A 26,858-nucleotide genomic window follows, 5' to 3' on the forward strand; every position below is an offset into this window, starting at 1 on the left:
TTCGGGAGGATATTACTTGGAACACTATAATATAGCCATAGATGGACCAGCTTCAGCTGGGAAAAGTACAATTGCGAAAAAAATTGCAGCACGGTTAGGTCTCATTTACCTTGATACGGGTGCCATGTATCGCGTTTTGACGCTTGCTGGAATAAGGGGTAAGCTTAACCTTGAAAATGAGTCTTCTCTTTTGGATCTTCTGAATGAAACCCAAATCAGTTTTGATCAAAGTAAAGGGGAGCAAAAGGTATTTCTGAACGGAGAGGACGTGACTGAGGCAATACGTTCTTTGGATGTCACGCAAAATGTCAGCCTTGTTTCCTCACATGAAAAAGTTCGTGCTGAAATGGTTGCAAGACAACAAAAAATCGCTCAGGACGGCGGTATTGTGATGGACGGCCGTGACATCGGGACAGTTGTTTTACCAAATGCTGACTTAAAAATTTACCTAGTGGCCTCAGCGGAAGAACGCGCTTTGAGACGTTATCGCGAATCCATCGAAAAAGGCATGGATGTCTCACTGGAAAAGTTAACGGAAGATATGAAAGCCCGTGATCATTATGATATGAACCGTGAAGCATCGCCTTTAAGAAAAGCAGAAGATGCAGTGGAGCTGGATTCTACGAAATTGTCAATTGATGAAGTTGTTGAAACCGTCCTGGAAATGGTTGAAAAAGATAAAAATTAGACAGCTAAACTTTTGAAAAATCAAGATTACTGGACGTTATATGAAGTAAATGTTAAAATGGTAGTATATGGTTATACGTTTACAAGTGGGAGTTCAAGATGATTTAGTAAGTAATCATCTACTACTACCAGTAATTTAGATACCGGGGAGGAAAAGTCAGATGTCAGAATACAATGAAAATCCAGAATTGAACGAAGAGGTTGAATCATCACAAGAAAATGGTGAAATGACAATGGATGATATGTTAAATGCATATCCACCACTAGAAGTGGGCGATACAGTTCAAGCCGAAGTTCTAGCGATTGAAGACAACCAAGCCATCGTTGGTATTAAGGGACGCGGAGTTGAAGGAGTTATTCCTTACAAAGAGTTATCTGCTAAACCTTTCGATGAAGTAACGGAAATCTTGAACGTCGGAGACGTTGTTGAGGTAGTCGTTATTAAACAAATTAAAGATAAAGAAAATGGAAGTTTCCTACTTTCAAAACGTCGTATTGATGCTAAGAAAGTCTGGAAAGATATCCAACAAAAATTTGAAAATAATGAATACATTGAAGCGCCAGTTAAAGATGTTGTTAAAGGCGGTCTTGTAGTAGACGTAGGTGTACGCGGATTCGTACCAGCATCCATGGTAGAAGAGTACTTTGTTGAAGATTTCTCTGACTACAAAGGAAAAACTTTGAAATTTAAGATCGTGGAACTTGAGCCAAGTGAAAATCGTTTGATTCTGTCTCATAAAGCTGTTGCAATGGCTGAAAAAGAGGCTATGAGTGAAGAACGTATGGAAACATTGGTTGAAGGAGATACAGTTGAAGGAACGGTTGCTCGTTTGACGAATTTTGGTGCATTCGTCGATTTAGGTGGCGTGGACGGTTTGGTTCATATTTCCCAAATTGCTCATGAACATGTAAGTACACCAGGAGACGTTTTAGAAATTGGTCAAAAAGTTAATGTAAAAATCCTTTCAGTAGACAAAGAAAAAGGAAGAGTTTCCTTGAGTATCAAAGATACGCTTCCTGGACCATGGGAAACAGTTGCGGAAAAAGCTCCAATCGATTCTGTTCATACAGGTACAGTAAAACGTTTGACTAGTTTTGGTGCTTTCGTGGAAGTTTTCCCAGGCGTTGAAGGACTTGTACACATTTCTCAAATTTCTCACCAACATATTGCAACTCCACATGAAGTATTGCAAGAAGGTCAAGAAATTGAAGTGAAAGTCTTGGATGTAAAACCGGAAGAACATCGTTTATCCCTAAGTATTAAAGCTTTACAAGACAAAGGGACAGATGTTCCTGAAGAAGAATACACTGAAACATACCAAACAGATAGCGAAGACGATTCAGGTTTCACGCTTGGGGATGTACTAGGTGATCAATTAAAAGATTTGCAAGATAACGAATAACCATATGATATTACAAAAGGGGCGGGGACTTTTGTCTCTGTCCTTTTTGATGAATATAATTAAATTTTTAGGGAGTGATGAAAATGCCAAATCCTGTTTTAGCAATCGTAGGGAAACCTAATGTCGGAAAATCAACCATTTTTAATCGATTGGCGGGAGAGCGGATTTCCATCGTCGAAGATATTCCCGGAGTTACGCGTGACCGCATTTATGCCCAAGGTGAGTGGATGGGAAGAAAGTTTGACATTATTGATACAGGCGGTATCGATATAAAAGATGAACCTTTTATGTCCCAAATTAAACTGCAAGCACAAGTAGCCATGGAAGAAGCGGACGTTATCCTGTTTATTACAAGTGTAAGAGAAGGGATTACAGATGCTGATGAAAACGTGGCTCGGATTTTGTATCGATCCGGAAAACCTGTTATTTTAGCAGTTAACAAAGCGGATAATCCGGAAATGCGGGCAGAAGTTTTTGAATTTTATAGTTTAGGACTTGGAGAACCATATCCTATTTCAGGTAGTCATGGTCTTGGCTTAGGGGATATGTTGGATGCGGTCATTGCCGAATTTCCTTCTGATGAAGAATTAGCAGCAGAAGAAGATGTTATTAACTTTTGCTTGATTGGTCGTCCTAATGTTGGTAAATCCTCATTGGTCAATGCCATTTTAGGAGAAGAGCGTGTTATTGTATCTGATATTGCCGGAACAACCCGTGATGCCATAGATACTTCTTTTGTGGATGATGAAGGGACACGCTTCCGGATGATTGATACTGCTGGAATTCGTAAAAAAGGTAAAATCAGCGAGAGCACAGAAAAATTCAGCGTGATGCGTTCATTGCGAGCGATTGATCGTTCGGATGTCGTTTTGATGGTTTTGAATGCGGAAGAAGGTATCCAGGAGCAAGACAAGAAAGTTGCTGGCTACGCGCATGAAGCAGGCAAAGGAATCATAATTATTGTTAACAAGTGGGATAAAATCGAAAAAGATAACCACACAATGAAAGAATTCGAAACAGAAATCAGGGACGAATTCCAATATCTATCTTATGCTCCGATATTATATGTTTCAGCTATAACGAAACAACGTCTTGTGCAAATTCCTGAGAAAATCAAGGCAATCAATGAGTCACAAACACGTCGTATTTCTTCGTCATTATTGAATGATGTTCTAATGGATTCTATCGCACGCAATCCTACACCTACCGACAAAGGTAGAAGATTAAAGATTTACTATGCGACTCAAGTAGCAGTGAAACCACCTACTTTTGTTCTGTTTGTGAACGAACCTGAATTGTTGCATTTTTCTTACGAACGTTATATCGAGAACCAAATTCGGAAAAACTTTGAATTTGAAGGAACACCATTCCGAGTGATTGCCCGCCAGAAAAAATAAAGCAGTCAAAATCGAGGAAAAAGGCCGATAATCGTTGCAGTGATAGGTTTTCTATGATATTCTTTATAAGAAATCACCTAACAAACATGGTATTTCACTTCACTATTTTTGGACCACTCAAAAGTAGTTAACATGTTGTTATGAAGTAAGAACATGGAATCTTCTTTTTTTGGCAGGAGGTGAAAAGACAATATGGCAAATAAAGCAGAATTGATCGAAAAAGTTGCTGGAAAAACAAACCTTACAAAAAAGGAAGTTACAGCTACTGTAGATGCATTGTTTGAAGTGATTCAAGAAACTTTAGCAAGCGGTGAAAAAGTTCAAGTTATCGGATTTGGTAACTTTGAAGTTCGTGAGCGCGCTGCTCGTAAAGGACGTAACCCTCAAACTGGGGAAGAAATCCAAATCGAAGCAAGTAAAGTTCCAGCCTTCAAACCAGGTAAAGCATTGAAAGATGCAGTTAAGAACTAATAATAAAAGAACCGTAGACTCCTGTCTGCGGTTTTTTTGTTTAAAATTGCAACTTAAAAGAATATAAAGAGCCAGGATTATAAGATTATGTTAAAATGAAGACAGATATAATAAGTAGGTGGTAGCAAGTGAATAGTAAAGCAGAAAAAATGTTTGAAGCAATTAGGGAAAATGAGGTTGAAATAGCTCAGGTTTATTTCAACGAGTCTCTTGAGCAATCGATTCAAGAAAGTGATATAGATGGTCTTGCTGACTTTGCAGAAGAGTTACACCATGCTGGGTTTGTGGATGAAGCAACCAGGACGTATCGATTATTAAAGCAATTGGCGCCGCAATTTGAAGAGTGGGATTTATATTTGGCTGAGTTAGCAATTGATAACGATCAAGTATCCGATGGAATTGATATCTTATTACAATTTGATGAATCCAGCGAACTCTATCCAAACGTTTTACTGGTTTTGGCGGATGCTTATCAAAGTCTAGGCCTTTACGAGGTTAGCGAACAAAAAATATTGGAAGCAATAAAAATATTACCGGATGAACCGGTCTTGAAGTATGCCTTAGCTAAATTATTTTATTCTATCGGTAGTTTTAAAAAAGCAATTCCATTATATGAAGAACTATTGGAATTAAATGATGAAATGCCTTGGGAAGATAATATATTAATGCAATTGGCGGAGTGCCATCATGCTATTGGGCAATTTGAAGAAGGCATCCAGTATTTGGAACAACTTCACTCTGAGGAACATTCTTCAGATAGCCTGTTTCAATTAGGATTCGGCTATCTTCAAATGAAGGCTTATGGACGCTCGATACAAATTTTTGAGGAATTGCTAGAAAAAGATCCTGATTATTTGAGTGTGTACCTCTATCTTGCCCAAGCATTGGAAGCTGATCAACGTTTACCAGAAGCTTTAGAAGCCATGTTGAAAGGCATTGAGGAGAATCCTTTCCAAGCGGAATTTTATTTAGCCGCAGCGAATCTGCAGCGCAAACAAAAAAGAACGGAAGAAGCAGAAAAATTGCTGGATAAAGCTATTGAACTAGAACCAGAGTTCATTGAGGCTATCCTGCTAAAAGTAGATCTCGCTTTGGATGATGAACGCTATGAAGATGTGGTGACGTATCTGGAGTCTAATCCAGACAACGCAAATCAACCACATTTCCAATGGAAGTTGGCACTTGCTCATGATAAGTTGGAGGATTACGATGTTGCGAGTGCTTATTTCGAAAAAGCACATCGCTATTTCGATGATAACTTAGATTTCTTGGAAGACTACAGTACTTACCTACAAGAAGAAGGTAATTTGGAGAAATTAGCAACAGTAGTAAGACATGCATTAACCATTGAACCAAATCATCCATACTTTTTGGATATGATGTTAAATCACTTATCATAGTTGAAATTGTTTAGGGGGTGGGAACATGATTCGGCCTTCACTAGAAGACAAGAAAAAATTTTTAACTTGGTTCATTCAAAATTACCAATTGAAAAGAAGAGAATCTTTATGGATTTTGAATTACTTGCTCAACCATGAGCTCCTGCTAAAAAATGTGCATTTTGTTGAAAATATTGCACTGACTAACCGTGGAATGGGTCTTTCAACCATTGAAAGTGAAGAGGAACCGTTTGTTTATTTTAAAGAAGGCAAACGTTTCGAGGATCCAGAGCAAGCATTTCATGATTTACGGTTGAATTGGAAAGAAGACTTTTATTTGGAATTATTTTTTGAAGGAGCTTATCAAACTTTAAGTGCCTATGGCATCCTGGAAAATAATCCTAATGAAACGGATGAAGTTAGCATAACAAAAGAAACACAACAAGCAGTAGAAGTTTCATTGGTTCGTTTAGCGTGGCAAGAACGTAAGCGTCACTTGCTAATACTAATCGACCAGGCTCTTGTAGATCAAGATGAAGATAAATTCAAAAAATATACTGAAGAACTGAGAGAAATCGACGAAAAAAATATGATTTGAATTACCATCCTATTGGTAATGGATTGGATTAAAATGATTAATGTAAAGCAAATACCAGAATTTAATAAAGCAATTCCTATCATTGAAAAGATTGAGGAAGCTGGTTTCGAAGCTTATTTTGTAGGCGGGGGTGTCAGGGACACGCTGCTGCATCTTCCTATTTCGGATGTGGATATCGCCAGTAGCGCGACACCTGATGAAATCCAGCGCATTTTTCCGATAACTTTTGATGTGGGAATCAAACACGGGACAGTCATGGTCCTTTATGATAAAGAGACCTATGAAATAACCACCTTCAGAACCGAGTCGAAATATGAAAAATTCCGCCGGCCTGAAAAGGTTGATTATGTTCGAAGCCTTGAGGAAGACTTGAAGCGTCGCGACTTTACAATAAATGCAATTGCGTTGAATCGGATGGGACAAATCAAGGATCCTTTTGATGGGCAAAAAGATATTGACGTCAAATTAATTAGAGCTGTTGGCAACCCTATCGAACGTTTTAGAGAGGATGCCTTACGGATGATGCGTGCTGCACGTTTTATGAGTCAACTCGGTTTCAACATCGAGCCTGAAACAAAGGCTGCAGTCGTCGATTATCATCCCCTATTATCCAAAATAGCGATTGAGCGTGTTCGCGAAGAATGGACCAAGTTGTTGTTGGGGCGAAACCGCAAAGGTGGCATTAAGTTTTTCGTTGAAACACGACTGTACCATATGTGTCCAGGTCTGCAAAACAAACAAGACGAACTGATTGATTTGGCCTTGTTTCCTTTGCAGTTCAAAACATCTTTAGCAGCTTGGACCACTTTACTTTACTTTTTAGATGTAGAAAAAGAGGAAGTTGATGAATTCCTACGGGGATGGAAACTCTCCAATAAGGAAATTAATCAAATTCGAAAAGCATATCATGCCTTGAAATCGAGGTTGAATGAATTCTGGGATTTCCATCTCTTGTTTGAGACCGGGATCGCAATAGCCCTTGAAGTGGAAGAATTAATTACTGGTTTTGGGCTGACTAATGATGTGAATCGCTTACTCGCTCTAGACAAAACAATGCCGATTCACTCCATCCAGGATATGTCTATAAATGGTAAAGAAGTGATGGCATTACTTGGTTCTAAGAGAGGGGGCCCTTATTTGGGGACGATTCTTTCAGATGTAAAAAATAGAATCCTCTCGCAACGCCTTGAGAATGATAAAGAAATCATCAAAACTTTTATCGAAAAAAGGAGATTTATTTATTTGGATGAAGTCCATACAAAATCATATACAGTAACTGAAAATGATACCGCTGAAAAAATGGGTTCGGGAGACTTGACAGTTCTTTCATCTCCAAGTCTTATTGCTTTTATGGAAAATTGTTGTAAAGAAATGATGGCTGGTTTAGTGGAGAACGGGCAAACCACGGTCGGGACATTTATCAGTATGAAACATAGTGCACCATCAAAAATCGGCGCAACAATTATCGTTGAAACGCGGATTAAAGAATTAAGTGGAAGTAAGTATTCGTTCTCAGTCGTCGCTAGAGATGGCGAAGAAATAATAGCAATCGGGGAACACACGAGAGCGGTAGTCGATTCTGAAAAGTTTATGAAAAAAATTACAAGTTAACCAAGGCTTTAGAAAACCTTTTCAATGTTGCGAAATTAATATTTTTTTGTTTTCCCTTTCCTTTTGTATGTGTTGTATGATAAAATATTCACAAGATTTGAAATAGGAGTGATAACATGAAAAAAGTAATGGCACATTTAAAATTAATTTTCCGAAATGGCGAAACCTGGACAATAAACCGGGAACATATCGGGGATTTATGGATAAAACAGGTTTCAACAAGTTATGGTCGTATTGGCAACAGTGAGTTCCAAGAAATCCACCCTTGTGAGTCGTTGCGTATCGAGGTCCTTCAAGAAGCTGATCACGTCAAGTCTGATGATATCAACTTAGGCGGTATTGAAACAGGAATGTTTGACCGTGTTGCAAAATATCAAGACATTGAAATGATGGATATCTTGTATCTTGATGAAGATCATCCAAAATCAGATACAATTGTTCAGAGTGATCGTATTTACTTCCCATACAAAGCGTTGGATACAGACGGCAATGATAATGAGTATCAAACTTCTAAAGTAGTAGATGATAAATTATATATCGTTGTTGATCCCAATCATACTGTAGACGATATTTACTCCAATCTATAAACCTGAAAAGACACAGTGCCTACAAGGGTATTGTGTCTTTTTTGGGTTTTATTATTTATGGTGTTGGTAGGTATTCTTCGCGGAAATCCCGCAGGACGGTGGGGTTGCTGGTGGCCGTGTCAAGGATGCAATGCGAAAATAGGGACCGTTGATGCTTCAGCGTCTACGGTCCCTTTGAGGCTTGCAAGCCCGGAGACTACAGGCTCAGGGCGGTCCCACGGCAGTACACAAGCAAACACGCAGGCCGAAGGGCATTTCCTTCACCAACACCAGATAACCAAGAACCCTTTTTTGTTGGCACTATCTTCTGGGAATCACTACTATTATGGGCTATTTTCTAGTAAAATAAAAAGAGCAACAGGAATGTAATGTAGAATCGGGGTAATATTCAAAATGGGATTTAAAGATAAGATTTTTGCCGTTGTCGACTTGGAAACAACGGGATCAAGCTATAAGAATGGCGATCGTATCATTCAGATTGGCATGACCTTCGTTCAAAATAATACTATTATTCAAGAGTATGATTTTAAGGTCAATCCTGGGAAAAAAATACCTAGCATGATTGAAAACCTCACCGGTATTTCAAACAAGGATGTTAAAAATGCACCTTATTTTGAAGATATTGCTGATTATGTTTTCAATTTACTTGAGGGTTGTGTCTTTGTCGCCCATAATATCGAATTTGATTATCGGTTTTTAAGTAAATCGTTCATAGAGGCTGGTCTCCCTGAACTGAACATTCTCGGGTTAGATACAGTAGAACTTGTGAAGATATTATTCCCGACACTGGATAGCTATCGCCTTTCCGATTTATCTAATCAATTTAATTTCGCCCATGATAAAGTTCATGACGCTGCAGGTGATGCGAGAGCGACAGCTGAATTATTCATTTTTCTTCAAGAAAGAGCAGTCTCCTTGCCCATTGTAACGCTCGAAAAATTAAATCAGCTTAGTCATCAGACTCAGAGGAATAATCAAGATTTTTTTGAAATGTGTCTGGAAATCAGCAGAGAACAAAGAGTACCACTTTCAGAAGATATTATTATAGTAAGTGGGATAGCATTACGAAAAAAAGAAATTCTGGTTGAACAAACCGGTCATCGCATGAAGGATAGCTTTGATACGAGGAATTTGTGGAGAACAGCCACTGAGGGAACGGCCTTCAAAACGAGAGAAGGTCAGTTGGACATGATGAACCAAATCGAAGCATTTTTTCAAGATTCAGATCGACATAGTTTTGCTATTGAAGCACCGGCGGGTTTTGGTAAAACATTGGCATACCTATTTCCGGTTATTTTACAAGCTTCGCCTGAATCTAAAGTGGTTATCTCAACTTCAACATTACTACTGCAAGAACAGCTAGAGACTGTAATGAAAAAAGTACAAATGATGCTACCGTTTTCTCTTTTATTTTCTCAACTTAGCAGTCGTAACCACTTAATAAATTTAGAAAAAGTAGAAAAAATTAAAATTTTTGAGTTATTTGGAACAGACGCATTAATAATGATGAGTATTTATGTATGGCTAACAGAAACGGAAACGGGAAACTTGTCCGAATTAAGTTCTAGCCATAAAATAGGTTCTTTAATCGAATCTTTGTCCTATAAATTTGAGGAGAACGAAATAGACTCAAAGTGGCGGGAGTTCGATTTCTTTTTCTTTCATCAGGAAAAAGCTAGAAAGGCAAGTATTTTGCTGACCAACCACGCTTATTTAAGTCATCATATGCAAGATATTAAAGGGATGTCCGAAAACGGAGACATTAGTCTGGTAGTTGACGAAGCGCACCGATTTGCCCAAATGTACAAAGAAAAAGAAAAAGTGACTTTTCAGCTCTCGGCCATTCGTAGAAAAGTGTATAAATTTTCTAGTGTAGTCAGAGGTTATCGTGAGCACTTGGAACAACATGCGAAAACAGCCTTTCCGCATTATGAATTGATTAACCTTGAATTCGCAATGGACCAATTAATAAATACCATAATGGAGCTCGAAACAAAATTCGAAAATGAATTTTTGGATGAAAAGGAAACGCAAAAAAATACTGACAGTTACTATTTAAGTAGTGAATTTTTGGAAAGTAATTGGTTTAAACGGTATGCTCGTAAATTGATCCTCCATTATGAGGAACTCAGATTAACTGGTGCACGTTATTTGGAACTGGATCATCACGCTGGAGAAGGGCAATTTGCCAGTCGCCTGAGAATATTTATAGGTGCCATGAGTGAACACATTCATAACTTCTCGGAAATTATGAAAAAAGATCATTTTGGTTATTACGCTATCAAAAAAGGAAATCGTCTTGGCGGAGATAGGATAGGGCTGGAAAAAAACCACTGGGATATTGGGGAAAAACTTCAGAAGGAACTAAACGCCACTTTTTCCAAAATGTTATATATCAGTGCGACGCTTCTGTTAACGGATGAGACAAACTATTTTTCGCGTAAGATTGGTATCGAGGATTTAGAAACGATTTCTTACACTTCAAAATACGAAGATGTAAAAAGCAAATTAGACATTTACGTTCCTAATGATATTCCCGCGGTAACAAAAATGGGACACCATGATTGGACAAATATGCTAACGAATTTTATCTTTCAGTTAGTGTCAGAAACGAATAAGAAAATACTGGTATTATTTAATTCAAATCAAGTTCTGGAAGAAGTATTAAATAAGTTGCGAGTCAGGGATGAAAGAGGAAAAACTGGCATCGAGTTTCTGGCCCAGGGCTTTTCTGGGAGCCAACGACGCGTGCATAGACGTTTTTTAGAAGCGGAACAAGCTGTGTTATTAGGGAGTGGTTCCTATTGGGAAGGCGTAGATTTCCCGGATCAACCAGTGGAAATCGTTGTCATGACACGTTTACCGTTTGATCCACCAGAAACACCGGAAAATAGGGCGATTGACACTTACTACAGGGATTTTGGTGGCGGAAATTCATTCAGGACAGAATCCCTTCCCAAAATGATTATGCGTTTAATTCAAGGAATGGGACGTATTTCCAGAAAAGAAGGGCATTCAGGTATTCTGTATTGTCTTGATAATCGTCTCTTATATAGTCCGTATGCAAAAAAAATTAAGGATAGTTTACCTGAAGGAATAACCATTCATGAAAAAAACTTTGAAGATTTAATATTTTAGGAAAAAATCCAGCAAGAATCAAATAGTGATTCCTTTTTTAGCGATTTTTGAGTATGATATTAGAATATAGTATTGGCTTGGCAATAGAGGAAGAGGGTTAAGTATTTGAAACGAAATATTGTAATGGGGCTAATCGTTTTATTGTTTGTTTTAATTGTTGGTTCCTATTCTATTTTTTATCAGTCCCAACGACCAATTGTTCAAGCGGAAAGCGAAGCGACTGCCATTGCCGAGCAAGTTGCAGGTGTGCAAAAGGTTGAAGATTTTTTTTGGTATAATGGTGCTGATGAGACGTATTTTGCAGTAGCTGGCTTTACAGAAAATGAAGATTATGTGTATGTGGTAATCAAACAAGATGGTGGACAACAGTGGATTTTTGATGCCAAAGAGATTGTGACTGCGGATGAAGCAAAAGCTATTGTTCAAGCATCAGTAAATCCCGCTAGTCTTTTGGAAGCACGAATCGGTATTATTGATGATGAACCATTTTGGGAAGTGGCATATAAAGACGAAAAAGGCAATCTTGGTTACTATCAGTTGTCGGCAAAATCTGGCGAAAAAATCAAGGAATTTAAGAATATCTAGGGATGGTGATGTTATATGGTGAAAATTTCAGACCGTATGCTCCAAGTAGAGGAGTCTCCTACATTAGGAACTTCCAATAAGGTGCAAAATCTCAAAGCACAAGGGATGGACATTATTAGTTTGACAGTTGGGGAACCAGACTTCGAGACTCCCCAGCATATTCGTGATGCAGCAATTGAGGCAATTCAGCAAAACAAAGTAAATCATTATGTTGCGACTTCTGGAATTCTACCCTTAAGACAAGCAATCGTTGCTTATCACAAAAAACATGACGGCGTTACTTATGAAACAAATGAAGTCATCGTTACAACAGGTGCAAAAGATGCTTTATACGGCTTATTCCAAACAATCCTCAACCCAGGTGATGAAGTTCTTATTCCAGCACCTTATTGGGTGAGTTATACAGAACAAGTCAAACTAGCCGGTGGTATGAATGTCATTATTGACACAACCCCGGAACGTGAATTCAAAGTGACCGTTCAAGACCTTGAAGCTAGGCGTACTGATAAAACCGTTGCCTTGATTTTAAATTCTCCTAATAATCCTACGGGAACCATCTATTCTAAGGAAGAGTTAGAGAGTATTGGGAACTGGGCTGTTGAAAATGACATTATCCTTGTTTCTGACGAGATTTATTACAACCTATGCTACAATGGTAACGACGCTTGTTCCTTGGCTTCTATTTCGGAAGCAATTAAGAACCAAACAATCGTTATCAATGGTGTCTCCAAGTCATACGCTATGACTGGTTGGAGAATCGGATATGCGATGGGAAATAAAGCAGTTATCAGCAAAATGACTGAATTTGCGAGTCACTCAGCAAATCCGGCAGCAGTCAGCCAATATGCTGCACTAGCCGCATTAAATGGTCCCCAAGACGTTATCGAAGAGATGCGTCTGAAATTTGAGCGACGTTTGAATCATCTATACCCATTGCTTGAGACTATTCCCGGATTTAAATTGGTTAAACCACGCGGTGCATTTTATGTTTTTGCTAATGTAAAAGAAGCTGCCGAAATGACGGGTTATGAATCAGTCAGTGACTTTGCACTTGACTTGATTGAAGAAGCTAAAGTGGCTGTTATCAGTGGGGATGGTTTCGGATTCCCAGATTATATTCGTATCAGTTATACATTGAACGAGGAAACTTTGACTGAAGCGGTAGATAGAATAAAGGAATTTATTACTAATAAGGCAAATGCATAAACAAAGGAGTTAGTGATCTTGGAAAGAATTACAATGAGACAAGCAAAGGAAAATTTAGGTAAAGAAGTAAAAATTGGTGCCTGGGTTACAAACAAACGCAGCAGTGGGAAAATTGCATTCCTGCAATTACGTGATGGCGATTATTACTTCCAGGGGATTGTCCTGAAAAATGAAGTTGAACCAGAAGTTTTTGAAATAGCCAAGGGCTTGTCACAAGAATCTTCTATCATGGTAACTGGTGTTGTCCAAGAAGATACACGTTCAAAACTTGGTTATGAACTGTTAGTAAAGGATATTGAAGTTTTGGGCGAGAGCCATGACTATCCAATCACACCAAAAGAACATGGAACAGAGTTCTTGATGGACCACCGTCATTTGTGGTTGCGTTCGTCTAAGCAACACGCTATTCTCAAAATTCGTAACGAAATTATTCGTGCTACATATGAATTCTTCAACAAAGAAGGATTTATTAAAGTTGATCCACCTGTGTTAACAGGTAGCGCGCCGGAAGGGACGACAGAATTATTCCATACAAAATATTTTGATCAAGAAGCTTTCTTGTCTCAATCAGGTCAATTGTATTTGGAAGCAGCAGCAATGGCATTCGGTAAAGTTTTCTCGTTTGGGCCAACTTTCCGTGCCGAAAAATCTAAAACACGTCGTCACTTGATTGAATTTTGGATGATGGAGCCAGAAATGGCATTCATGCATCAAGATGAAAGTCTGGAAGTGCAAGAACAATATGTGGCTTATTTAGTACAATCCGTTTTAGATAATTGTGATTATTATTTGGATGTATTGGAACGCGACAAAGAATTACTTAAAAAGTATACACAATTGCCATACGAACGCATTTCTTATGATGATGCAATTGAATTGTTGCAGAAGAATGGTTTTGAAGACATTACATGGGGAGACGACTTCGGTTCGCCTCACGAAACCTTCATTGCGCAACAATCTGAAGGGCCGGTATTTATCTTGAATTATCCTAAAGCGATTAAGCCGTTCTATATGAAAGAGCATCCTGATCGTGATGATGTTGTTTTGTGTGCGGATTTGATTGCTCCAGAAGGATACGGAGAAATTATTGGTGGTAGTGAACGTGAAGTTGATTACGACAAACTAAGTCAACAAATCGAAAAATTTGGTCTATCTCTCGAAGATTACGGTTGGTATTTAGATTTGCGTAAATATGGTTCCGTTCCACATTCCGGTTTTGGTTTAGGCTTGGAAAGAGCTGTTACATGGATTACGGGAACAGAACATATTCGTGAAGCAAGTGCTTTCCCACGTTTGTTAAACCGTCTTTACCCATAATTAATACAATAATGAGGGAGCAACAGTTTATCTGTATTGCTCTCTTTTTAATAGGAGTATGAAGAAATGAGTGATTTATTGGAAAATTGGTTAAACCAAGGGCAAACGGTCATTGAAAATGGTCTTTTAGAGCATTATCAAGCTTTGGGACTTAGTAGTGAGGAACTCATATTCGTCATTCAATTGAAGAGCTATTTAGATCAGAAACACTATTTCCCCAATATGGCAAATATCTCCGAACGAATGGGGTTAACGGAATCAAAAGTTTTTGCCATCTTACATGACTTAATTCAAAGGAAAATTGTTATTATTCAAACCGAAAAAGATGGGGCGGGAAAAGACTCAGATCGCTATTCCTTAATGCCTCTCTATAAAAAATTAGCAATGTTTTTGGATAAGAAACAGGTTAGCAATCAAACGTCCTCCAATGACATTGATTTACTTGAAATTTTCCAACAAGAGTTTGGGAGACTGCTGACACCAATTGAAATTCAAACGGTGGGAGATTGGCTGGATAGAGACCGGTATTCTAAAGAGCTTATTTTAGAGGGCTTACGAGAAGCGGTTCTAAACCAAAAATACAGTCTGCGCTATATTGATCGGATATTGATGTCTTGGGAAAAGAAAAACATTCGAACTTCGAATCAAGCGAAAGAAGAAACAAAACGCTATTCTCAATTTCAAAATCAGGGGGATAAAACGGAAAGTAATGAACCAACTGAGCACGTTCCGCTTTTCAACTGGTTGGATTCTTCAGAATAAAAAATACGCTCCTGTTCAAGCTAAGAGCTTGAACAGGAGCGTATTTTATTCGTTATTATCAGTGTTTTCTGACTCTTCTGATTCCGTTTGAGGAGCTTCACTCGACTCTTCTGGTTTGCTTTCTTGAGATGGAGTTACCGCCTCAGTCTCGCTTGACTCACTCGAGGATTGTTCCTCGCTCGAGGAACTTGAAACTTCTTCACTGCTTTCTGAACTAGAAGAGGAGCTTTCCGGTTCGCTACTTTCTTCTTTTTCCGGTTCTTTCGGTTCTTCTATCGTTATTTGGATAGAAGCAGGCGGTGAAGTAGCAGATCCCAGTTTGGCACGTATTGAAATTTGGATATTTCCTTTTGCAGGATTATCAACCACTAACTGCGTGGCAGTTGTGGGTTGGGAATTTGAACCAACGGTAACATCAAACTGCGGTGTGCGATTGTCGCCACTTGCTAATTTATATGCATCCCAGGAAATTGTTAATTTGTTTGTATCTTTGTTATAGGATGCTTTCAAACCTGTTGGAGCTTTCAGTTCTTCACCGTATTTACGTGAAATTGCAGTAGGTTCGGTCCCTTTGACAAATAATTCGTTAATCTGCATATTGCTTGGCGTATTCGGACCAGGCTTAGCGACTGGATTGCTGAACTTTTCCATTGTTGCTTCCACTACCGAATCGGGTTTGACCCAATCTGGGTTATCAATGTCTTGCGAAACATAACTCATTAACTCTTGGAAGATGTAACGTGTAATTTCACGCGTTTGAAATTCCAGATAATTCCCTGGTAATATTTCTTCATATCCCATCCACACGGCAACCGAATAATTAGGTGAGTAACCGACGAACCAGGAATCTTTAGCCACATTCATTTCATGGGTTGCTTCTACAAGCGCTAAATCTGAATCGGAAAATTCTTCAGTACCCGTTTTCCCAGCAACAGGAACACCTGGAACCAGTGCGTTAGGAGCAGATACGGTGACAACGTCTTTCATCATGTCAGTCATCATATAGGCTGTAGAGTCTTTCATGGCTACTGTTCCGTCAGGTTTAAATTCATATACATTCCCTTTAGAGTCTGTAACGGATTGAACAGTATAGGGTTTGTAATAAGTTCCGCCATTTGCAAAAGCAGCATAGGCTGCTGCCATTTGGATGTTAGAAATAGATCCTTGAAGGGCATTAGAAGGGTATATTTCGTCGCCACCGTCTTTTTGGACGCTGTCTATTCCCAGCTTACTCAAGAAGGCAGCTGCATTGTCAATGCCAACAACATCAGTTAAAAGTTTAACCGCCGGTACATTTCGAGAATCCACTAAAGCTTCGCGAATGGTTAAATCGCCACGATAAAGCAGATCATAGTTCCTGATGGGGGTGCCATCAGGGTAGTTCATTTCTTCATCGACGATTAAAGAACCCGTTGACAATGAATTATACTCAATCGCAGGCGCATAATCGATCAATGGTTTGATTGTAGAGGCGACACTACGCGTATTTTGATCCGCATAGTTTATCGCAAGTAAATTAGTTTTTTTTCTGTTTCCGACCACGGCATTCAACGCACCCGTATCTACATCAACAAGTGTAACAGCGGTTTGTACTTCGTCATCCGGGAAAAGGATATAATCTTCAGAGTTAACGATATCGTACAAATGTTGTTGGGCATCCATGTCTAAATTAGTTTCGATGGTCAATCCACCCATTTCGACTTCAAGACCAGTTTTTTCATAAACTTCTTCCATGACAAGTTGTAAGTAAGAATCCATAACGAGTGAATTATCAACATCGTTGGAATGATCGACTAAGTTTTCGGTTACAGGTACTGCTGTTGCTTCGGCACGCTGTTCTTCGGAAATGGCGCCGTGGTCGACCATCATCATCAATACGATATTTCGACGTTCTTCTGTTTCGGCTGGGTTCAAATATGGATCGTAATAAGAAGGGGCTTGCGGCATACCGGCTAAAGTAGCTGCTTCGGACAAGGTTAAATCTGCTAATTCTTTGCCATAGTAGTATTCTGCAGCAGTTGCCATTCCATATACATTGTTTCCCATATAAACTTTATTGATATAGAGTGCTAAAATTTCATCTTTGGAAATTTCACGTTCTAATTTCAGAGCCATCCATGCTTCTTGTGCTTTTCTTTCTAGTGTTTGATCTTCTTCAGAAGTGGAGAAGAAAGACAACTTAATTAACTGTTGGGTGATTGTACTCCCACCTTGAGAAATACCACCATCACGGAAGTTTGCTACAACTGCTCCAAGGATGCGGATGGGATCCACGCCAATATGGTCATAGAAACGTTGATCTTCAATTGAAACAACAGCTTGTTGAAGCAATTCAGGGATTTCTTCTGTTCCAGCGAGCTCACGGTTTTGTGCGCCGGCTCCAACTTCCATCGCTACTTCGTCGTTAATATCTAATAATTTTGATGGAACAGCATCCACCAATGCTTCGCGGTTAACTTCCGGTGCGTTGCTGGCGTAATATGCAAAGAGGCCACCACCAGCTAATAGACCTGTAAATCCAATGATTAAAATTGCAATGATTACTTTTTTCCATAGATCAGTTTTCTTTTTCTTTCCTTTACTACTTTTGCTTTTGTTTGTTACTTTTTTTCTCTGTTGCCTTGATTGTGACTGATTCGGCATAACCTTCACCTCTTATATATTTTGTTCATTGATGATAATATCTATTACTTTAAGATAATCTAGAGTAGGGCGAAACCCGTACGTTATCTCATAGCCATGCTCCTCAATGTAGGTAAGGGGAATGGACTTACGTTTGTCAGCTTGCTTTTGATTTTCCCAGAAAAGGGAAAGGTGGGAACTTTCTAAAAGGAAGACTCTATCGAGAACGGAAAAACGTATTAAAACAAATGTTATGCCTCCTAACTGGCGACATTGTTCCATATGGTTGATTTGATGTTCATGGAAATTTTTTAATGGAAAAGATTGTTTGTTTTGTGTTTCTTTCGCTTCAAAATCAAGGTATTTTCCTTGATAAATGCCGTTAAAGTCAGTTGTGGATGAGTGTCGATAATAAGCCTCTTTAATGACAGCAGCGCTTCGTTTTGGATAATCCACTTTAACCACCTGGATGGGGGTAGGTTTTTTGTGAATAACTGCTATTCCTTTTTGCAGGTAATATTGATTTGATTCTGAAATTTGCTCCTCCAATGCCATTCCACGCTTTGCGTGACTGACGGATGTTTTTGGACGTTTTTCTACATTTTTTCGCATAGGGGCGCGATAGACTTTTCCGTTTGGGTAATTCATCATCTTGTTATCACTCCCTTTGATAAATTTTAGCAATTATATTTGAAAAAAACATGGAATTAGTTTTAAGTTTATAATAAAATCACTAAAAATAATGCTCATCATACTCATCACATCTGTAAGATTTTATCACCCTTAGAGATTTTTTCAAGTTTGTTGCTTGTAGAACTGGCGGTTTTTGTTTACTTTGCAATACTTCTAGTGTAAACTAAATGGGTATGCAATGGTATAACTATTGCGAAAATGATACATTTTTGGAGGAAAGATAATGACTGTAAATTGGGAAAAAACGGGCACTAACGAAGGTGTCTTAACATTCGAAATACCTGAAGCAACAATGCAAGCTGAGATGGATAAAGTTTTTAAGAAAGTTAGAAAAAACATTACCGCTCCTGGATTCAGAAAAGGAAAAGTTCCGCGTCATATCTTTAACAAAACTTACGGCGAAGCATCATTGTATGAAGATGCATTGAACCAAGCATTGCCTACAGCTTATGATGCTGCTGTTAAAGAAGCAGGAATTAACCCTGTTTCTCAACCAAACATTGACATCAAGAGCATGGAAAAAGGTCAACCTTGGGTATTGACTGCTGATGTAACAGTTAAACCTGAAGTTAAATTGGGTGAATACAAAAACTTGACTGTTGAAAAACAAGACCGCGAAGTAACAGATGCTGACGTTGAGGATGCATTGAAACAACGCCAAGAACGTCATGCAGAATTAGTTATTAAAGAAGATGCTGCTGCTGAAGGTGATACAGTAGTAATTGACTATGAAGGGTTCTTGGGAGAAGAAGCTTTTGAAGGCGGAAAAGACCAAAACCATTCTTTGGAATTGGGATCAAACTCATTCATTCCAGGCTTTGAAGAGCAATTGGTTGGAACTAAAGCAGGGGACGAAAAAGATGTTGTTGTTACATTCCCTGAAGAATACCAAGCTGCTGATTTAGCTGGTAAAGAAGCAACTTTCAAAGTTGTTGTTCACGAAGTTAAAACAAAAGAATTGCCAGCTCTAGATGACGAATTTGCTAAAGATTTAGAAGAAGATGTTGAAACTTTGGACGAATTGAAAGCTAAAATCCGTAAAGAACTTGAAGACAGCAAAACAGCTGCCGCTGACGAAATTGTACAAGATGCAGCTATCCGTCAAGCAGTTGAAAATGCAGAAGTTGTTGAATTGCCGCACGTAATGGTTCATGACGAAGTTCACCGTCAAATGGATCTATTCTTGAATGATATGCAACGTCAAGGGATTAATCCTGAATTGTACTACCAAATTACTGGTACAACAGAACAAGACTTGCACAAACAAATGGAAGTTGATGCGGATATCCGTACAAAAACGACACTTGTTCTTGAGCAAATCATCAAAGAAGAAAACATTGAAGTTTCTGAAGAAGAAATCAATGAAGAAATTGCAACACTTGCAGGACAATACAACATGGATGTTGAGCGCGTTCGCGGTCTAGTTAGCCAAGAAATGGTTACCAACGACATCCAAATGAAGAAAGCTATGGCTCTAATCACTGATTCAGCTGTTGAAGCTTAATTCATTACATCAATAATGTTAAGGAAAGGGGCATTGCATTCAGCAGTTGCCCCTTTTGTTTAAGTATGAGCTTAACTGTTGTGATTTGGTCAAAATATGTTAAGATTATATGCGTTATAAAAAAGGACTAACAGCCAGTCGATTTTTGAAATTTATGTAAAGAAAGGAAAATGCCTATGTTCCGAGATGATGGTACAAGCATTCACTGTTCCTTTTGTGGAAAATCTTCTGATCAAGTAAAAAAAATTATTGCTGGACCAGATGTGTATATTTGTAATGAATGTATTGATTTGTGTAAAGAAATAATTGATGAAGAGATTTACAGTGGGGAAACAGTAGATTTTGGTGATGTTCCGAAGCCACAAGAAATCCGTAAAATTTTGAGTGATTATGTAATAGGACAAGATAAAGCAAAGAAAACTCTTTCTGTTGCGGTATACAACCATTACAAACGTATTGGTCAAATGGATGCACAAAATGATGATGATATTGAACTACAAAAAAGTAATATCTGTTTAATTGGTCCTACAGGATCAGGAAAAACTTTCTTGGGTCAAACATTAGCACGAATTCTTGATGTGCCTTTTGCTATTGCGGACGCGACAAGTTTAACAGAAGCTGGTTATGTTGGAGAAGACGTTGAAAATATTCTACTGAAGCTTTTACAAGCAGCGGATTATGACTTGGAACGCGCGCAACGTGGTATTATCTACGTCGATGAAATCGATAAAATTGCTCGTAAGAGCGAGAATGTATCTATTACACGCGATGTAAGTGGAGAAGGGGTTCAACAAGCACTTCTAAAAATTCTTGAAGGTACAGTTGCAAATGTTCCACCACAAGGCGGACGTAAGCATCCCCAACAAGAATTTATCCAGTTTGATACGACCAATATTCTTTTCATTGTCGGCGGTGCCTTTGATGGGATCGAGTCAATCGTTAAAGAGCGTTTGGGTGAAAAAGTAATTGGTTTTGGTAAAACTCAGTCGAAAGATGAGAACGACAAGAGCTTGATGCAACAAATCATTCCTGAGGATTTGCTAAAATTCGGACTTATTCCGGAGTTTATTGGGCGATTGCCAATTATGGCGGCGCTGGATAAATTGACGGAAGAAGATTTAGTCCGTATTTTGACAGAACCCAAAAATGCACTTGTTAAACAGTACCAAAAACTATTGGAATTGGACAATGTTGTATTGGAATTTGAAGAGGATGCCTTAAAAGCAATTGCCAAACGCGCCATTGAGCGTAATACTGGCGCTCGTGGCTTAAGATCCATTATCGAAAATGTTATGCTGGATATCATGTATGAAATCCCAAGCCGTGATGAAATAACAAAAGTAGTAATTACGAAAGACATTATCGATGGTGAAGGAAAACCTTTATTGTATGATGAAGATCAACGTTTGATTAGTTAATCTCATGATTGAAACCAATGTTTGGGTAATGCCCCAAACATTGGTTTTTTCATGTATAATATAGAAAAATATCTTGAGGAAGTGAAAAAAATATGCATGTACAAGATGCGGAAATTATCATAAGTGCTGTTGATCCAAAACAGTATCCAAATACAGGTTTACCTGAATTTGCTTTGGCCGGACGTTCCAATGTCGGAAAATCTTCTTTCATAAACAAGCTGATCAACCGGAAAGCTTTAGCACGGACTTCCAGTAAACCTGGAAAAACGCAAACCTTAAATTATTATTTGATTAATAAGGCTTTTTATTTTGTCGATGTTCCGGGGTATGGTTATGCAAAAGTATCCAAAACAGAACGCGCCAAATGGGGCCAGATGTTAGAAACGTACTTCACTCAACGCGATACACTGTGTCACGTATTGTTGATGGTTGACTTCCGTCATCCGCCGACTGCTGATGACATTCAGATGAAGGAATTTGTTGAATATTACGGCTTACCTTATACCGTTGTAGCTACAAAATGCGACAAAATCCCACGGGGTAAATGGAACCAACATGCTTCCGTTATAAAAAAAGCAATGAATTTACCTAGCATGGAATCCTTAATTGTCTTTTCATCTGAAACAGGCGAAGGAAAAGACAAAGCTTGGGCAGTTATAGAACCCTATTTGAATAATGAGACAGTGTAAATTTAAGGTAAAATTTTAAATCTATATTGCTCAAATGAAAACCATCCGATAAGATTCAAGTATGAATTGAAAAATGAGGGGGTTCTGTAATGGAGCAAGTGAAAAAGGGACGTTTTAAATATACAAAAGAAGAACGAAGTTGGATTTTACAGGATTGGGCTAACTCAGCTTATTCCATTATGATAACAACTGCTGTTTTTCCTTTGTTTTTTAAGGCAGTCGCTGAATCAGGCGGATTGAATGAGGTTACTTCGACTGCGTATTGGGGATATGCGAATTCGATAGCCACGTTAATTATTTCAGTTTTAGCACCCGTTTTGGGGGCTTTGGCAGATTACAAAGACCAACGGATGCCCATGTTTTCCTGGTTTACAATCGGTGGGATTTTGGCAACACTTGCATTTGCTTTCGCTCCAGGGGGAAACTGGCAATTTTTATTTTTCTTCTATATTATTTCAGCCATTGGTTTTTCCGGTGCTAATATTTTTTACGACGGTTCTCTCGTTGATGTGACAACGAAGACCCGTATGCACAGGATTTCTGCAGCCGGTTTTGGTTGGGGATATATTGGAAGTTCAATTCCTTTTATTATCTTTATTATTTTTCAGCTAACCGGTCTATTACCTATTTCCCAAGTGGCACTCATTAAGCTGGGATTTGTTTTAACGGCAATATGGTGGTTTGCTTTTACCATTCCCTATTGGAAAAATGTTAAGCAAAAATCATTTATTAAACGAGAACCCCATATCGTAAAGAATAGTTTCAAAAGACTGTGTGAGACAGTTAGAGGTATCCGCCAACATAAGCAAGCTTTTCTATTTTTACTAGCTTATTTCTTTTACATTGATGGCGTTGGAACGATATTTAAAATGGCTACAGCCATTGGGAGTGATATTGGTCTTTCTGCAAATGATCTGATAGTGGTTATGCTGGTGGTCCAATTTGTTGCCTTTCCTTTCTCCATATTGTACGGTGTGCTGGCTAAACGTTTCGGGGCAAAAAACATGATTTTTGTGGGGATTATTACTTATACTTTTATTTGTGTTTATGCACTGCAACTCGATTCATTGCGGACGTTTATCATTTTAGCTTTGTTGGTGGGAACTGCACAAGGAGGAATCCAATCCCTTAGCCGTTCGCTGTTTGGGCAGTTGATTCCAGAAGGGCGTTCAAATGAATATTTCGGTTTCTATAACATTTTCGGAAAATTCGCAGCTGTTGTGGGGCCGCTTCTGGTAGGACTTATTGCACAAGCTACAGGTAATTCATTGGATGGGGTGTTCGCGCTGATTGTGCTGTTCGTTATTGGTGGAATCCTTTTAACTTTTGTAAAAATTCCTGAAAGCATAAGTGAGTAGAAGAGCATCACCAGCTCCGCGTGGCTAATAGGCCAGGCGGAGCTAGATGTTTTTGCCCAATGTAAGTAATTGCTATTTCGAGATGATTTTGGTATAATTTAAGTTGTATCTTTATGCACATTTTGAGAATGATTTGCATTAACGAGGTGGATTTTTTGGCAACCAGAATTCCAGAAGAAACAATCAATAAAATTAGATCGGAAACAAATATCGTCGATATTGTCAGCCAATATGTGCAATTAAAGAAAAGAGGGAAAAACTACTTTGGTTTTTGTCCATTCCACGACGAACGTACACCATCTTTTTCTGTAACCGACGAAAAGCAAATATTCCATTGCTTCAGCTGCGGGCGTGGTGGAAATTTGTTTACTTTTTTAATGGAAGTTGACGGAATTAGTTTTGTTGAGTCAGTAAAAAAAGCAGCTGAAATGAGCGATATAAGTGTTAACATCGATTTGGATGATAACCAACCGCGCAGTGAGTTGCAAAATAAAAAAGATAAATTAATCGCTGTTCATGAAGCAGCTACCGCTTTTTATCATCAAGTGCTGATGAATACCGTGACGGGCGAAGCAGCTTTGGACTATTTAATAAAAAGAGGTTTTACGCAGGAGTTGCTACAAGAATATCAGATTGGCTTTTCACCACCTGATAAGACCGCAACCCAGCAAATATTGGCCAAACAGAATTACCCACTCTCACTTCTAAAAGAAACGGGAATTTTTTCGGATCGACAAGACACGTCGGAATTACTTGATCGCTTTGCCGGTAGAATTATTTTTCCGCTTCGAAATGAAAAAGGAGCAACAATTGCTTTTTCGGGTAGATTGGTGCCCACACAAGATGGAATTGAATCGGACTTTCATGAGGCTAAATACCTTAACAGTCCTGAAACACTTTTATTTTCGAAACGGAATTTCTTGTTTAACTTGGACAAAGCACGTGCACACATGCGGAAATCATCTGAAGTGGTATTATTTGAAGGCTACATGGATGTCATATCCGCGTGGCAGGCAGGCATAAAAAATGGTGTTGCTTCGATGGGGACAGCACTCACGGACGAACAAACACGCATACTTAATAAAACCGTAGACTCAGTCGTGTTATGCTATGATGGTGACCGTGCCGGTTTGGAAGCAACAAAAAAAGCTATTGATTTGCTGGATAGCAATCACCGTTTTGATGTGTCTGTTTTCCCAATGGAACCAGGGATGGATCCGGATGACTATATTCAATCAAAAGGACCCAAGGCGTTTCAGGAAGGCATCACAGGCCATCGCGAATCTACTTTTCAGTTCCATGCGCGTTTCTTAAAATCGCAATTGGATTTAGATTCCGAGAAAAACAGAGTTGAGTATCTGGAAAGTATGTTGCGGAAGTTGGTTCAAGTTGAATCGCTTATTGAAAGAGAGCTTTATTTAAACGAACTTTCTGAAGATTTTGATATTGATTTAGCTGTTTTGAAAAAACAGTTGCAGGAATATCAACAAGTTCACATGAAAACCAAGCGACAAGAAGAAACATCGAAGCAGCAACATGCAACTGTGACCACAATGGAGATGCCGGTTAAACAACAATTAACTAAAGCAGATTTAACGGAACGACAATTACTGAACCGTCTTTTCCATCATGAAGAAGCTTGGCATTATCTCAATGAACTTTCACCTGAGTTCCATTTTTCCAATGAAGAACATCAAACAATTTATTTCCTTTATAGTGCTTTTCGTGAAGAGCTACAGTCGGTTGGACATATTGATCACTTTTTGGATCGCCTTAGAAACCAAAAGCAAATCGAAATCGTATCTGCAATCAACATGAATGAGATTCAGGCAGAAGTTTCTAGACAGGAAATCAGTGACATCATTACCAGCTTAAACCATTCCACACTACAGGAACAATTGAAACAAAAGAACCAGGAAATGAAGGCAGCTGCCCGTAGCAGTGATAAAGAAAAGGCAAAGAGTTTATTAGCTGATATTATTTATCTCAATAGGCAACTGAAAATGACAAAGAAATAATCCATACCGGGATGGAGGAATCATTTTATGGCAATAGAAAAAAATGAACAAGGTAAAACATTAACACAGGTGACGAACCAGGTAGTTAAAGAGCAAAAGTTGTTGGGGTCGATATTTTATGATGACCTTACAGATAAAATCGCCACGCCATTCCAGCTCAATGCGGATGAAATGGATAAACTAATCCAAAAAATGGAAGATAGCGGGGTTAGTGTTGTAGACGCTGACGGAGGCCCAACAGCGCGTCAATTGAAGACGACTGACGCAGATAAAGATTCAGACAAAAAGAAACCAGAAGAAATCGAAGATGATACAAAAGCACCCGCTGGCGTTAAGATCAATGATCCGGTAAGAATGTACTTAAAAGAAATTGGTCGTGTTTCTTTATTAACGGCAGATGAAGAAAAAGAATTGGCAATTCGTATTCAACACGGCGATCCTGAAGCCAAACAAGAGTTAGCTGAAGCAAACTTGCGATTGGTAGTTTCGATTGCAAAACGCTACGTTGGTCGTGGGATGCAATTCTTGGATTTGATTCAAGAGGGAAACATGGGGCTTATGAAAGCTGTAGAAAAATTCGACCACGAAAAAGGGTTCAAATTCTCTACATATGCGACTTGGTGGATTCGTCAAGCAATTACACGTGCCATTGCTGACCAAGCCCGCACAATTCGTATTCCGGTACACATGGTTGAAACCATCAATAAATTAGTCCGTATTCAAAGACAGTTATTGCAAGATTTAGGCCGCGAACCGACACCGGAAGAAATTGGGGCGGAAATGGACTTGCCAACTGAAAAAGTACGTGAAATTCTTAAAATTGCGCAAGAACCAGTATCTTTGGAAACACCAATTGGGGAAGAAGATGATTCCCACTTAGGAGATTTCATTGAAGACCAAGATGTAACCAGTCCTGCAGAACATACTGCCCAAACATTGTTGAAAGAACAATTGGAAGAAGTTCTGGATACTTTAACAGATCGTGAAGAGAACGTATTACGTCTTCGCTTTGGTTTGGACGATGGAAATGTTCGTACGCTTGAACAGGTAGGTAAAGTATTTGGTGTTACGAGAGAACGGATTCGTCAAATTGAAGCTAAAGCTTTACGTAAACTTCGTCATCCAAGTCGTTCAAAACAATTGAAAGACTTTTTAGAATAAAATAGATTGAAAAGCAGGAACCCTCGATATAAAATGGACCCTATAAAGTGGACTCTTTAAAAAAGAGACCCTTTATAGGGTCTTTTTGTATATCAAACTGGATGGAACATCAAGTTTATTGCTAGACTAGTAGAAACAGAATAGAACCTGCAAACAGGAAAGGAAGGATGAGCATGTCGAAGCGGCTCTTTACCGATGTAGAAGTGGCAGAAATCGCTAAAAATCCCTTTGTCAAACGGGTTTCGAATAAAGGT

At 38.7% G+C, this 26,858-nt stretch carries 21 protein-coding genes; 19 read left to right on the forward strand and 2 right to left on the reverse strand.

Annotated elements, in window-relative coordinates:
- Positions 1 to 16 precede the first annotated feature (16 nt).
- The 13 genes from cmk (at position 17) to ACTVAI_RS07975 (ending at position 15,141) form a co-directional block, all read left to right on the forward strand.
- Positions 17 to 688 carry a (d)CMP kinase gene (cmk, locus tag ACTVAI_RS07915; protein ID WP_443486342.1) on the forward strand — a complete coding sequence of 224 codons (672 nt, stop codon included), beginning with the start codon at positions 17 to 19 and terminating at the stop codon, positions 686 to 688.
- Positions 689 to 848: 160 nt separating this feature from the next.
- A complete protein-coding gene (gene rpsA / locus ACTVAI_RS07920) occupies positions 849 to 2,090 on the forward strand; it encodes a 30S ribosomal protein S1 (RefSeq protein WP_443473006.1) in 1,242 nt (413 codons plus the stop codon).
- Positions 2,091 to 2,173: 83 nt separating this feature from the next.
- Positions 2,174 to 3,487 (forward strand): ribosome biogenesis GTPase Der, encoded by a 1,314-nt coding sequence (der, locus tag ACTVAI_RS07925; RefSeq protein WP_443486343.1) that lies wholly within the window; start codon positions 2,174 to 2,176, stop codon positions 3,485 to 3,487.
- Positions 3,488 to 3,679: 192 nt separating this feature from the next.
- Complete coding sequence (locus ACTVAI_RS07930) at positions 3,680 to 3,958, forward strand: HU family DNA-binding protein (protein ID WP_166063586.1); 279 nt, start codon at positions 3,680 to 3,682, stop codon at positions 3,956 to 3,958.
- Positions 3,959 to 4,086: 128 nt separating this feature from the next.
- Positions 4,087 to 5,358 (forward strand): tetratricopeptide repeat protein, encoded by a 1,272-nt coding sequence (locus ACTVAI_RS07935; RefSeq protein WP_443473008.1) that lies wholly within the window; start codon positions 4,087 to 4,089, stop codon positions 5,356 to 5,358.
- Between the two features lie 25 nt (positions 5,359 to 5,383).
- Positions 5,384 to 5,935 (forward strand): YpiB family protein, encoded by a 552-nt coding sequence (locus ACTVAI_RS07940; RefSeq protein WP_443473009.1) that lies wholly within the window; start codon positions 5,384 to 5,386, stop codon positions 5,933 to 5,935.
- A gap of 33 nt (positions 5,936 to 5,968) precedes the next feature.
- The gene (locus ACTVAI_RS07945; protein WP_443486344.1) at positions 5,969 to 7,546 is read left to right on the forward strand and encodes a CCA tRNA nucleotidyltransferase; all 1,578 of its coding nucleotides are present in this window, start codon (positions 5,969 to 5,971) and stop codon (positions 7,544 to 7,546) included.
- 116 nt (positions 7,547 to 7,662) lie between these two features.
- The gene (locus ACTVAI_RS07950) at positions 7,663 to 8,133 is read left to right on the forward strand and encodes a hypothetical protein (protein WP_443473011.1); all 471 of its coding nucleotides are present in this window, start codon (positions 7,663 to 7,665) and stop codon (positions 8,131 to 8,133) included.
- Between the two features lie 393 nt (positions 8,134 to 8,526).
- Positions 8,527 to 11,271, forward strand: coding sequence for a helicase C-terminal domain-containing protein (locus tag ACTVAI_RS07955; RefSeq protein WP_443486345.1), 2,745 nt, complete (start codon positions 8,527 to 8,529; stop codon positions 11,269 to 11,271).
- Positions 11,272 to 11,376: 105 nt separating this feature from the next.
- Positions 11,377 to 11,856 (forward strand): cell wall elongation regulator TseB-like domain-containing protein, encoded by a 480-nt coding sequence (locus ACTVAI_RS07960; protein ID WP_443473013.1) that lies wholly within the window; start codon positions 11,377 to 11,379, stop codon positions 11,854 to 11,856.
- 18 nt (positions 11,857 to 11,874) lie between these two features.
- A complete protein-coding gene (locus ACTVAI_RS07965) occupies positions 11,875 to 13,062 on the forward strand; it encodes a pyridoxal phosphate-dependent aminotransferase (RefSeq protein WP_443473134.1) in 1,188 nt (395 codons plus the stop codon).
- 33 nt (positions 13,063 to 13,095) lie between these two features.
- Positions 13,096 to 14,379, forward strand: coding sequence for an asparagine--tRNA ligase (asnS, locus tag ACTVAI_RS07970; protein ID WP_443473135.1), 1,284 nt, complete (start codon positions 13,096 to 13,098; stop codon positions 14,377 to 14,379).
- 66 nt (positions 14,380 to 14,445) lie between these two features.
- A complete protein-coding gene (locus ACTVAI_RS07975) occupies positions 14,446 to 15,141 on the forward strand; it encodes a DnaD domain protein (RefSeq protein ID WP_443473014.1) in 696 nt (231 codons plus the stop codon).
- A 45-nt stretch (positions 15,142 to 15,186) separates the two neighbouring features.
- Here ACTVAI_RS07975 and ACTVAI_RS07980 read toward each other — a convergent pair whose 3' ends face one another.
- Positions 15,187 to 17,784 (reverse strand): PBP1A family penicillin-binding protein, encoded by a 2,598-nt coding sequence (locus ACTVAI_RS07980; protein ID WP_443473015.1) that lies wholly within the window; start codon positions 17,782 to 17,784, stop codon positions 15,187 to 15,189.
- Positions 17,785 to 17,796: 12 nt separating this feature from the next.
- Positions 17,797 to 18,414: a Holliday junction resolvase RecU gene (gene recU / locus ACTVAI_RS07985; RefSeq protein ID WP_443473016.1), complete on the reverse strand. Its 618-nt coding sequence runs from the start codon at positions 18,412 to 18,414 to the stop codon at positions 17,797 to 17,799.
- 265 nt (positions 18,415 to 18,679) lie between these two features.
- Between recU and tig the strand changes: the two genes are divergently transcribed.
- The 6 genes from tig to rpoD all read left to right on the forward strand — a co-directional run bounded on the left by tig (position 18,680) and on the right by rpoD (position 26,604).
- On the forward strand, positions 18,680 to 19,960 hold the full coding sequence (gene tig, locus ACTVAI_RS07990) for a trigger factor (RefSeq protein WP_443473017.1): 1,281 nt from the start codon (positions 18,680 to 18,682) through the stop codon (positions 19,958 to 19,960).
- Positions 19,961 to 20,136: 176 nt separating this feature from the next.
- Positions 20,137 to 21,378, forward strand: coding sequence for an ATP-dependent Clp protease ATP-binding subunit ClpX (clpX, locus tag ACTVAI_RS07995; protein ID WP_443473018.1), 1,242 nt, complete (start codon positions 20,137 to 20,139; stop codon positions 21,376 to 21,378).
- A 92-nt stretch (positions 21,379 to 21,470) separates the two neighbouring features.
- Positions 21,471 to 22,067: a ribosome biogenesis GTP-binding protein YihA/YsxC gene (gene yihA, locus ACTVAI_RS08000; RefSeq protein ID WP_443473019.1), complete on the forward strand. Its 597-nt coding sequence runs from the start codon at positions 21,471 to 21,473 to the stop codon at positions 22,065 to 22,067.
- Between the two features lie 89 nt (positions 22,068 to 22,156).
- Positions 22,157 to 23,425 (forward strand): MFS transporter, encoded by a 1,269-nt coding sequence (locus ACTVAI_RS08005; RefSeq protein WP_443486346.1) that lies wholly within the window; start codon positions 22,157 to 22,159, stop codon positions 23,423 to 23,425.
- A gap of 155 nt (positions 23,426 to 23,580) precedes the next feature.
- On the forward strand, positions 23,581 to 25,443 hold the full coding sequence (dnaG, locus tag ACTVAI_RS08010) for a DNA primase (protein WP_443486347.1): 1,863 nt from the start codon (positions 23,581 to 23,583) through the stop codon (positions 25,441 to 25,443).
- Between the two features lie 27 nt (positions 25,444 to 25,470).
- The gene (gene rpoD / locus ACTVAI_RS08015) at positions 25,471 to 26,604 is read left to right on the forward strand and encodes an RNA polymerase sigma factor RpoD (protein WP_443473022.1); all 1,134 of its coding nucleotides are present in this window, start codon (positions 25,471 to 25,473) and stop codon (positions 26,602 to 26,604) included.
- Positions 26,605 to 26,858 lie beyond the last annotated feature (254 nt).

The organism is Jeotgalibaca sp. A127 (assembly GCF_052266745.1).
In the GTDB taxonomy this organism is placed as follows: domain Bacteria; phylum Bacillota; class Bacilli; order Lactobacillales; family Aerococcaceae; genus Jeotgalibaca.

Bases quoted from the DNA above. Each gene is read 5' to 3' on its own strand.
- rpsA (WP_443473006.1), top strand. From the start codon at position 849: ATGTCAGAATACAATGAAAATCCAGAATTGAACGAAGAGGTTGAATCA.
- der (WP_443486343.1), top strand. From the start codon at position 2,174: ATGCCAAATCCTGTTTTAGCAATCGTAGGGAAACCTAATGTCGGAAAA.
- ACTVAI_RS07930 (WP_166063586.1), top strand. From the start codon at position 3,680: ATGGCAAATAAAGCAGAATTGATCGAAAAAGTTGCTGGAAAAACAAAC.
- ACTVAI_RS07940 (WP_443473009.1), top strand. From the start codon at position 5,384: ATGATTCGGCCTTCACTAGAAGACAAGAAAAAATTTTTAACTTGGTTC.
- ACTVAI_RS07945 (WP_443486344.1), top strand. From the start codon at position 5,969: ATGATTAATGTAAAGCAAATACCAGAATTTAATAAAGCAATTCCTATC.
- ACTVAI_RS07950 (WP_443473011.1), top strand. From the start codon at position 7,663: ATGAAAAAAGTAATGGCACATTTAAAATTAATTTTCCGAAATGGCGAA.
- ACTVAI_RS07955 (WP_443486345.1), top strand. From the start codon at position 8,527: ATGGGATTTAAAGATAAGATTTTTGCCGTTGTCGACTTGGAAACAACG.
- asnS (WP_443473135.1), top strand. From the start codon at position 13,096: ATGAGACAAGCAAAGGAAAATTTAGGTAAAGAAGTAAAAATTGGTGCC.
- ACTVAI_RS07975 (WP_443473014.1), top strand. From the start codon at position 14,446: ATGAGTGATTTATTGGAAAATTGGTTAAACCAAGGGCAAACGGTCATT.
- ACTVAI_RS07980 (WP_443473015.1), bottom strand. From the start codon at position 17,784: ATGCCGAATCAGTCACAATCAAGGCAACAGAGAAAAAAAGTAACAAAC.
- recU (WP_443473016.1), bottom strand. From the start codon at position 18,414: ATGATGAATTACCCAAACGGAAAAGTCTATCGCGCCCCTATGCGAAAA.
- tig (WP_443473017.1), top strand. From the start codon at position 18,680: ATGACTGTAAATTGGGAAAAAACGGGCACTAACGAAGGTGTCTTAACA.
- clpX (WP_443473018.1), top strand. From the start codon at position 20,137: ATGTTCCGAGATGATGGTACAAGCATTCACTGTTCCTTTTGTGGAAAA.
- yihA (WP_443473019.1), top strand. From the start codon at position 21,471: ATGCATGTACAAGATGCGGAAATTATCATAAGTGCTGTTGATCCAAAA.
- ACTVAI_RS08005 (WP_443486346.1), top strand. From the start codon at position 22,157: ATGGAGCAAGTGAAAAAGGGACGTTTTAAATATACAAAAGAAGAACGA.
- rpoD (WP_443473022.1), top strand. From the start codon at position 25,471: ATGGCAATAGAAAAAAATGAACAAGGTAAAACATTAACACAGGTGACG.